Source organism: Ameyamaea chiangmaiensis, from assembly GCF_013376175.1.
Lineage (GTDB): Bacteria > Pseudomonadota > Alphaproteobacteria > Acetobacterales > Acetobacteraceae > Ameyamaea > Ameyamaea chiangmaiensis.
Genome location: NZ_JABXXR010000320.1, coordinates 1 through 1,025 on the forward strand (window position 1 = coordinate 1; position 1,025 = coordinate 1,025).

A 1,025-nucleotide genomic window follows, 5' to 3' on the forward strand; every position below is an offset into this window, starting at 1 on the left:
CGGCACCCGCGCCGGCCACAACCGCGACGTCGGCCGCCCCCAGCGTGCCCGACGCCATCTTTCCCACCGGTGGCGGCGACACGGACACAACGTCCGGCGCATCCCCTGCGGCCAGCCCCGCACCTACCGCCAAGACGCTGTCACCCAAGCCGGGTTATCTCAGCGTGCCGTCGCATGCGACCACCGGCACCGCGCCCTCCACCGGGACCGACGGATACTAAACCCGCGTTGTAAAGTTTGATTTATATCAAAGCAGGATTTCAAGATCGGGAGCAGCGTCTCCTGACCGGCGCAGTGCCGGACAGGAGAACGATCATGGGTTATTCAGCCTCTCAGGACGCATCCGGCTACGCCCAGGCCGTCGCCGCGAGCCACGCCGAGCACGCGGAGATCAACGTCCGTCAGACCATCCTGACCATCGCGGCCGCCATGGGCCTGTTTTTCACAATCCTGTTGCTGGGCTGCGCCTTCGCGCCGACCATCCCGCTGATCGGCTGAGGCACGCGCCTCAGCCTTTCAGGGCGTCAAGCACAATCCCGGGCGTCAGGATCTGCGGCAGGATCTGTGCCTCCCCATGGGGCGGGTAAAACACGTACAAGGGCACGCCGTCGCGGCCATGTGCCTGCAGGAACGCCCCCAACGCCGCATCACGATTGGTCCAGTCGCCCCGAAGCACCGCGACATGGGCGGCGTCGAACGCGGCCCGCACGGACGGCGCGCTGAGCGCCACGCGTTCATTGACCAGACAGGTGATGCACCACGCCGCCGTCATGTCGATGAACACCGGCTGACCCGACGCACGCAGGGAGGCCAGGCGGGCCTCGGTAAACGGCGTGGTCGTGGCTGTGGTCGCCATGCCGCTTCCCGGAGACTGTTCGGCCGCTGCCCGATGTTCAAGGCCGGGCAAAAGCGAAATAACCCCCAGCACAAGACCGAGGGCCGCCGCGCGTAGCGTTCGCACACGGCCCCGCGCCCCGTCGCGCATCGCCGCCCGTTGCCCCAGGCCGAACAGCCACGCTGCCAGC

At 67.6% G+C, this 1,025-nt stretch carries 2 protein-coding genes and 1 pseudogene; 2 read left to right on the forward strand and 1 reads right to left on the reverse strand.

Going from position 1 to position 1,025, the window contains the following annotated elements:
* Together HUK82_RS16770 and HUK82_RS16775 are read left to right on the forward strand one after the other, a co-directional pair.
* A pseudogene (locus tag HUK82_RS16770) lies at positions 1 to 221 on the forward strand (hypothetical protein); the annotation flags it as partial.
* 94 nt (positions 222 to 315) lie between these two features.
* Entirely contained in the window at positions 316 to 498 is a 183-nt protein-coding gene (locus HUK82_RS16775; protein WP_176614985.1) for a hypothetical protein, read from the forward strand.
* A 10-nt stretch (positions 499 to 508) separates the two neighbouring features.
* Here the strand turns inward: HUK82_RS16775 and HUK82_RS16780 are convergent.
* Positions 509 to 1,025 (reverse strand): thioredoxin family protein (locus HUK82_RS16780; RefSeq protein ID WP_176614986.1); only part of this gene is annotated, 517 nt, incomplete at its 5' end.

What these genes read in the sequence shown, in the direction of transcription:
- HUK82_RS16775 (WP_176614985.1), top strand. Translation starts at nt 316, where the DNA reads ATGGGTTATTCAGCCTCTCAGGACGCATCCGGCTACGCCCAGGCCGTC.